We start from the raw sequence: 6,909 nt of genomic DNA, 5'->3' as shown, positions 1-6,909 counted from the left end.
CAAAAATGGACGATGCCGCTGAGGGACTGGCGTATGGCTATGAGCCGCTTTATTATCGAGTTCGGTGATCGTCTGGACGGTCACTACTGAGAAAAGGCATTTACACAGAATCGTGTACAGGGTCTTTTCTCTGTCATACATTGCCGCTGGGCATCGCCTGCAACGCATGGCACACTGTATCCATTCGACATGATGACGGGGTTTTTCTACCCTTAATAGGATATATGCAACATGTTAAGTAACACCGCCCGCGCCTTACGACTCTTGCCTTTAGCCAGCTTACTGCTGACTGCCTGTACGCTGACCAAGCCCTCTGGTCCCAACGCAACGTCGGATTCGCCGGCCTGGTTACAACATAAGCAGCAGGTACAACAATTGAGCCAGTATCAGACACGTGGCGCATTTGCCTATCTCTCTGATAGCAAGAAACTTTCGGCCAACTTTTTCTGGCAAGAGTCTTCAACGCAACGCTACCGTCTGCTGCTGACCAACCCGTTCGGCGGCACAGAACTGGAACTGCGCGCGCAGCCCGATGGCATTCAAATCACCGATGGGCAAGGTAAACGTTATATCGGCAAAGATGCCGAGTACATGCTGTCCCAACTGACCGGGATGCGTATTCCATTGACCAATCTGCGCCAGTGGATGATTGGCCTGCCGGGGGATGCGCAGCAGTTTACGCTGGATGAGCACGCGCGGCTCAGTACGGCAACACTGGTACAAAACGGCCTGACGTGGGAAGTGAAATACCTCGGTTACGATGATAGCGTCACGCCCACACTACCCAACGCCCTGGAACTGACGCAAGGCGAGCAACGCATCAAGCTGAAAATGAATAACTGGACGGTGCAATAAGCATGATCGATGCGGCACAACTGACGCACTGGCCATCTCCGGCCAAACTCAACCTGTTTCTGTATATCACCGGTCAGCGCGCCGACGGGTATCACCTGCTGCAAACGCTGTTTCAGTTTCTGGATTATGGCGACACGGTCGACATCCGATTACGCAACGACGGCGTTATCCAGCTACTCACCCCGCTGCCCGGCGTGCCTGACGACACCAATCTGGCCGTACGCGCGGCACGCTTGTTACAGGCCTACTGCCATGAGCAGGGGCGCACACTGACCTATAACGGTGCTGACATCGCTATCGATAAACGCCTGCCAATGGGCGGCGGTCTGGGTGGAGGGTCTTCCAACGCTGCTACGGTGCTGGTTGCGTTGAATCATCTGTGGCAATGCGGCCTTGATGAGGACACGCTGGCGCAGTTGGGATTACGATTAGGCGCAGATGTACCGGTGTTTGTACGCGGGCACGCCGCTTTCGCCGAAGGCGTTGGTGAGATACTGACACCCGCCTCGCCGCCGGAAAAATGGTATCTGGTGGTGCATCCCGGCGTCACCATTCCGACCCCGCTGGTGTTTAGCGATCCGGACTTACCACGCAACACACCGGTACGCACATTAGATGAGCTACAAAAACAGACCTTCGTCAATGATTGTGAATCTACCGTAAGAAAACGTTTTCGCGAGGTTGAACAGCGACTTTCTTGGCTGCTAGAATACGCACCGGCGCGCCTGACAGGAACGGGAGCTTGTGTGTTTGCCGAATTCGACACCGAATTCGCCGCTCGTCAGGTGCTTGACCAGGCCCCGGAAACGCTGAACGGTTTTGTTGCGCGTGGCGTGAACACCTCGCCGCTGCACCGTGTGCTTTCCGGGCAACGTTAAGCGTTGAAAACATTTTTACCCCGTATGGCGGGTTTATGCCTTAAGTTCAACGCTTAACTCATACACCCGTATGCATATTTTACCTGCTGCCTCGCAACGCCCCCGAGACACCGGGTACAATATTTCTCTGGACGCAAGCCTGAGGTTCTTCTCGTGCCTGATATGAAGCTTTTTGCTGGTAACGCTATCCCCGAATTAGCGCAACGTATTGCCAACCGTTTATACACCAGCCTGGGAGACGCCGCTGTAGGTCGCTTTAGCGACGGTGAAGTCAGCGTGCAAGTCAATGAAAACGTTCGTGGTGGCGACATTTTCATCATCCAGTCGACCTGTGCACCAACCAATGACAACCTGATGGAGCTGGTTGTGATGGTCGATGCTCTACGCCGCGCGTCAGCGGGACGTATTACCGCCGTTATCCCCTATTTCGGCTATGCTCGTCAGGACCGCCGTGTGCGTTCTGCGCGTGTGCCGATCACAGCCAAAGTGGTCGCTGATTTTCTGTCAAGCGTAGGGGTTGACCGTGTCCTGACCGTGGACCTGCACGCAGAACAGATTCAAGGCTTCTTCGACGTTCCGGTCGATAACGTTTTCGGCAGCCCGATTCTGCTGGAGGACATGTTGCAGCAGAATCTGGAAAACCCGATTGTGGTTTCTCCGGATATCGGTGGCGTTGTGCGTGCGCGTGCCATTGCTAAACTGCTGAACGACACTGACATGGCGATCATCGACAAACGTCGTCCGCACGCCAACGTCTCTCAAGTGATGCACATCATCGGTGATGTCGCAGGGCGCGACTGCATTCTGGTCGACGACATGATCGATACCGGTGGCACCCTGTGCAAAGCGGCAGAAGCATTAAAAGAACGCGGTGCCAAACGCGTCTTTGCTTATGCCACTCACCCGATTTTCTCCGGCAATGCGTATGACAACATCAAGAATTCGGTGATTGATGAAGTTATCGTCTGCGATACCATTCCGCTGTCGGAAAATATCAAAGCACTACCTAACGTGCGCACACTGACACTTTCGGGCATGCTGGCGGAAGCTATTCGTCGCATCAGCAACGAAGAGTCTATTTCTGCCATGTTTGAACATTAATCAACTGCGTCCATTTCTGTTGTCGACAAAACGCCACCCTAGGGTGGCGTTTTTTATTTTCTCGTGGATATGGTTACGTATTGCACATAATATCGTTTGGCGTGGCAATAATATTGTCTGCGAACAGTGGCGATAATTATTTACGGGTTCAACTACATCACAGGAGAAATATAATCAGCGCGCAAAGCGGGTATTTTCTGCAAGCAGAAAAAAACATCCTAGCGCCTGCCGAACAAGCAGGCGTCTGGTATTATCAGGAATGAGGTTGCTGACGGCGGCAGCGTTTATCAAAATGCTTCACCCACCAATAGCGATCGGCGACGGCTTCACGGCCGCCAATGTGTGCCCCAACCAGCCAGGTCATGGCACCAGCGAAAATGGCCATCAGGTCAAAATAGGTAAAGTAGGCGGGCAAGTTCAGCTCAGGTAATTGGCTGATGATGGTGAAGGCGATCCCCCCAACCATTAACACCATACCGATGCCCATAAATACGTTGCCCAGCATGACAGCATTTTTGCGTTTCATCTGTCACCTCCTGTAAGGGTCAGGTAAAATACGTGACCGTTCGGAAAAATGAAAATGCTACGTAACCGTCCTTGTTCTGATGTAATTATAGACGCAGTAGGCAATAAGGTATTGCGTAGGCGATCACAGATAAGCAAGTGTAGAAACGTTTTTTTACATTTAGTGCTGACCAAGTGTGAATATAATTAATAACAAAATTGAATTATTACCAAAGTAAATTGTTTTTGGCCGTTTTTTGCTACACGCGCGTCGAGCACGCGACAAACAACCTGCTGAAGGCTTTTTCACTGCCCTACTCCTGTGTAAACTACGTCACGAGACGCAAAATCTGGGACTTAACGTGAGCAGTATCAAATTAATCGTTGGATTGGCGAATCCAGGAGCCGAATACGCCGCCACGCGCCACAATGCCGGTGCCTGGTACGTTGACCAGTTAGCTGAGGCTTATCGGCAATCGCTTAAGGAAGAGGCAAAATTCTTTGGCTATACCGCGCGCCTCACGCTGGCCGGTCATGATGTTCGCCTGCTAGTGCCAACCACCTTTATGAACCTCAGTGGTAAAGCAGTGGCGGCAATGGCAACCTTTTACCGCATCCAACCGGATGAAATTCTGGTGGCACACGATGAGCTGGATCTTTTACCTGGGGTTGCCAAACTAAAACTGTGCGGCGGACACGGCGGGCACAACGGCTTGAAAGACATCATGAGCAAATTAGGTAACAACCCTAATTTCCACCGTTTGCGCATTGGCATCGGCCATCCCGGCGATAAAAGTAAGGTCACCGGTTTTGTGCTGGGCAAACCCCCCGCCAGTGAACAGACGCTGATCGACGGCGCGATCGACGAAGCCATTCGCTGCACCGAGATTTTGCTGAAAGACGATATGGTGAAAGCGATGAATCGACTGCACGCCTATAAACCTGCGTGAAGTGATATTCCCGCGCAGGCGGTTCGAGTTAATGCGCCATTCCGTGTATAATTGGCGCTAACATATTTATTTGTTCAGATGAGAAATCATAACCATCTGATTGATAATCTATTTTAAGGTGATAAAAGTATGGGATTCAAGTGCGGTATCGTTGGGCTGCCTAACGTGGGTAAATCTACGCTGTTCAATGCATTGACCAAAGCCGGTATCGAAGCGGCCAACTTTCCGTTTTGCACCATAGAGCCCAATACTGGTGTGGTGCCGATGCCCGACCCGCGTTTGGACAAGCTGGCTGAGATTGTTAAACCGCAGCGTATTCTCCCCACTACGATGGAGTTTGTTGATATCGCGGGTCTGGTAAAAGGTGCGTCCAAAGGTGAGGGCCTGGGCAACCAATTCCTGACTAACATTCGTGAAACGGAAGCGATCGGCCACGTGGTGCGTTGCTTCGAGAACGACAACATTATCCACGTTGCGGGCAAGGTCGATCCGGCTGATGACATCGATACCATCAACACCGAACTGGCGCTGGCGGATCTCGATACCTGTGAGCGCGCACTGCACCGCGTGCAGAAGAAAGCCAAAGGCGGCGACAAAGACGCAAAAATTGAACAGGCCGCGCTGGAAAAATGTCTGCCGCAGTTGGAAAAAGCAGGCATGCTGCGCGCCCTGGATCTGAATGCTGAAGAGAAAGCGGCCATTCGTTACCTGAGCTTCCTGACGCTCAAGCCCACCATGTACATCGCTAACGTCAATGAAGATGGCTTTGAAAACAACCCTTACCTGGATCAGGTGCGTGAAATCTCTGCCAGCGAAGGTTCGGTGGTTGTCCCGGTATGTGCCGCAGTGGAATCCGACATCGCCGAGTTGGACGATGCAGATCGCGAAGAATTTATGGCAGAAATGGTGCTGGAAGAACCGGGTCTGAACCGCGTGATCCGTGCCGGTTATGAACTGTTAAACCTGCAAACCTACTTTACCGCAGGCGTAAAAGAAGTGCGCGCCTGGACCATCCCTGTCGGCGCGACGGCCCCACAGGCCGCAGGTAAAATCCATACCGACTTTGAAAAAGGCTTTATCCGCGCGCAAACCATCGCGTATGAAGACTTTATCACCTACAAAGGTGAGCAAGGCGCGAAAGAAGCAGGAAAAATGCGTTCAGAAGGGAAAGAATATATCGTTAAAGATGGCGATGTGATGAATTTCTTGTTTAACGTCTAAATTAATTTAGTTGTCTCATGAGGTTTCAGTAAATCTCATGAAGGCCACAAAAATCCATAAAATCCACGCAATGGCGTGGATTTTTGTTTTAATAACGTCTCACGCCATCTCATTACAGCGCTGTCAAAAATGAGTACAGTCATTTTAGATGAGTACAACGCCCCCCTCCCCCCTCGCGGCGTCACAACTCGATCTGGCTGCAATGACTACTGGGCCTTGGCCTCAGCAGCATGATACGCTCGATTTTACACTTCAGAATCTCAATCGCTTTCCGGGTATGGGTTGTACACTGATCAAAACCGGGGTTGATACCGCGTGTTACGCATGCATCACCGGCAGGCGTAGGCGCCATCATTCAGTGAAAATATCTTCACGCTTTGTTTTGATCGAAGGGAGTACGGTGATCGCTAGTAGCGCCAATGCCATTAGCAGCAAACAGAAACTGATGGGTTCTTCGATGAAAATGGCATAACGTCCTCGCGCCATCATCATGGCCCGACGCAGGTTTTCCTCCATCAACGGCCCGAGAATAAAACCCATCAGTAAGGGGGCAGGCTCGTAGTCATAAGCCACCAACGCAAATCCAATCAGCCCGAATAGCGCCGCCGTAAAAATATCGAATGAGCTGCTCGCCACGCTGTATATACCAATGCAACAGAACATGATGATAACCGGGTACAGTAACCGATAGGGAATTCGCAATAATTGTACCCATACCCCAACCAGTGGCAGATTAAGCGCCAGCAGCATGATATTACCAATCCACATACTCGCAATCACACTCCAGAACAGAGTGGGTTGGTCCGTGATAAATTGAGTGCCAGGTGTAATACCGTGGATCATCATCGCCCCCGCCATCAAGGCCATAGTGCCATTAGAGGGGAGACCCAGCGTTAACAAGGGAATAAACGACGTTTGCGCCGCCGCATTATTAGCAGACTCAGGCCCAGCGGCGCCGTGACCAAATTGCTCAGGATTTGCCGACACTTTTTTCTACAGTATACGAACAGAACGTTGCCAGCGCAACAAAACTGATACCGTCCGTGAGTTGGATAATGCCAAAGGTATAACGTTCCGCCCCGGAATTGACATCAACCCCCATCAATCCGAGTAGCATCCCGAGCACCATAACCGCAAACGCCTTAAGCAACGATCCCTGTGCCAGAACAATCGCACCGACAAGGCCGAGCAGCATCAACGAGAAATAATCAGCAGGCCCAAAAAGTAATGCCAGAGAGGAAAGCAACGGCGCACAGAGTGCGATAATGATCGTCGCGGCTTTGTTGAATAAATCAGAACTTGTAACGACTGTGCCCCATCGGGTCGATTGTTACGTGATGCGAATACTGTTCGGCATTCCTAATAGCGTGATCCGGTTAAGCGCTTTGACCATCGCCATG

At 51.4% G+C, this 6,909-nt stretch carries 8 protein-coding genes and 1 pseudogene; 5 read left to right on the top strand and 4 right to left on the bottom strand.

Going from position 1 to position 6,909, the window contains the following annotated elements; translation table 11 throughout:
• The first annotated feature begins 231 nt into the window (after window positions 1-231).
• The 3 genes from lolB (at window position 232) to prs (ending at window position 2,834) form a co-directional block, all read left to right on the top strand.
• Window positions 232-855 (top strand): lipoprotein insertase outer membrane protein LolB, encoded by a 624-nt coding sequence (gene lolB, locus ACTBDZ_RS13250; protein ID WP_438815667.1) that lies wholly within the window; start codon window positions 232-234, stop codon window positions 853-855.
• Between the two features lie 2 nt (window positions 856-857).
• A complete protein-coding gene (gene ispE, locus ACTBDZ_RS13245; RefSeq protein WP_438815666.1) occupies window positions 858-1,733 on the top strand; it encodes a 4-(cytidine 5'-diphospho)-2-C-methyl-D-erythritol kinase in 876 nt (291 codons plus the stop codon).
• 153 nt (window positions 1,734-1,886) lie between these two features.
• A complete protein-coding gene (prs, locus tag ACTBDZ_RS13240) occupies window positions 1,887-2,834 on the top strand; it encodes a ribose-phosphate diphosphokinase (protein ID WP_438815665.1) in 948 nt (315 codons plus the stop codon).
• Window positions 2,835-3,087: 253 nt separating this feature from the next.
• Here the strand turns inward: prs and ychH are convergent, their stop codons facing one another.
• The gene (gene ychH, locus ACTBDZ_RS13235) at window positions 3,088-3,360 is read right to left on the bottom strand and encodes a stress-induced protein YchH (RefSeq protein WP_438815664.1); all 273 of its coding nucleotides are present in this window, start codon (window positions 3,358-3,360) and stop codon (window positions 3,088-3,090) included.
• A 340-nt stretch (window positions 3,361-3,700) separates the two neighbouring features.
• Between ychH and pth the strand changes: the two genes are divergently transcribed.
• Both pth and ychF read left to right on the top strand, forming a co-directional pair.
• The gene (gene pth / locus ACTBDZ_RS13230; RefSeq protein WP_438815663.1) at window positions 3,701-4,288 is read left to right on the top strand and encodes an aminoacyl-tRNA hydrolase; all 588 of its coding nucleotides are present in this window, start codon (window positions 3,701-3,703) and stop codon (window positions 4,286-4,288) included.
• Between the two features lie 129 nt (window positions 4,289-4,417).
• A complete protein-coding gene (ychF, locus tag ACTBDZ_RS13225; RefSeq protein ID WP_438815662.1) occupies window positions 4,418-5,509 on the top strand; it encodes a redox-regulated ATPase YchF in 1,092 nt (363 codons plus the stop codon).
• Between the two features lie 351 nt (window positions 5,510-5,860).
• Here ychF and ACTBDZ_RS13220 read toward each other — a convergent pair whose 3' ends face one another.
• The 3 genes and pseudogenes from ACTBDZ_RS13220 to ACTBDZ_RS13210 all read right to left on the bottom strand — a co-directional run.
• Entirely contained in the window at window positions 5,861-6,496 is a 636-nt protein-coding gene (locus tag ACTBDZ_RS13220) for a tripartite tricarboxylate transporter permease (protein WP_438815661.1), read from the bottom strand.
• Entirely contained in the window at window positions 6,480-6,776 is a 297-nt protein-coding gene (locus tag ACTBDZ_RS13215) for a tripartite tricarboxylate transporter permease (protein ID WP_438815668.1), read from the bottom strand. Before ACTBDZ_RS13215 ends, ACTBDZ_RS13220 begins: the two co-directional genes overlap by 17 nt.
• Window positions 6,777-6,839: 63 nt before the next feature.
• A pseudogene (locus tag ACTBDZ_RS13210) lies at window positions 6,840-6,909 on the bottom strand (surface-adhesin E family protein); the annotation flags it as partial.

Source organism: Symbiopectobacterium sp. (assembly GCF_051710365.1).
Lineage (GTDB): Bacteria > Pseudomonadota > Gammaproteobacteria > Enterobacterales > Enterobacteriaceae > Symbiopectobacterium.
Note: the sequence above shows the minus strand (reverse complement) of the source record. Positions and strands in the feature narration are given on the sequence as shown.

What these genes read in the sequence shown, in the direction of transcription:
- lolB (WP_438815667.1), top strand. Translation starts at nt 232, where the DNA reads ATGTTAAGTAACACCGCCCGCGCCTTACGACTCTTGCCTTTAGCCAGC.
- ychH (WP_438815664.1), bottom strand. Translation starts at nt 3,360, where the DNA reads ATGAAACGCAAAAATGCTGTCATGCTGGGCAACGTATTTATGGGCATC.
- ispE (WP_438815666.1), top strand. Translation starts at nt 858, where the DNA reads ATGATCGATGCGGCACAACTGACGCACTGGCCATCTCCGGCCAAACTC.
- ychF (WP_438815662.1), top strand. Translation starts at nt 4,418, where the DNA reads ATGGGATTCAAGTGCGGTATCGTTGGGCTGCCTAACGTGGGTAAATCT.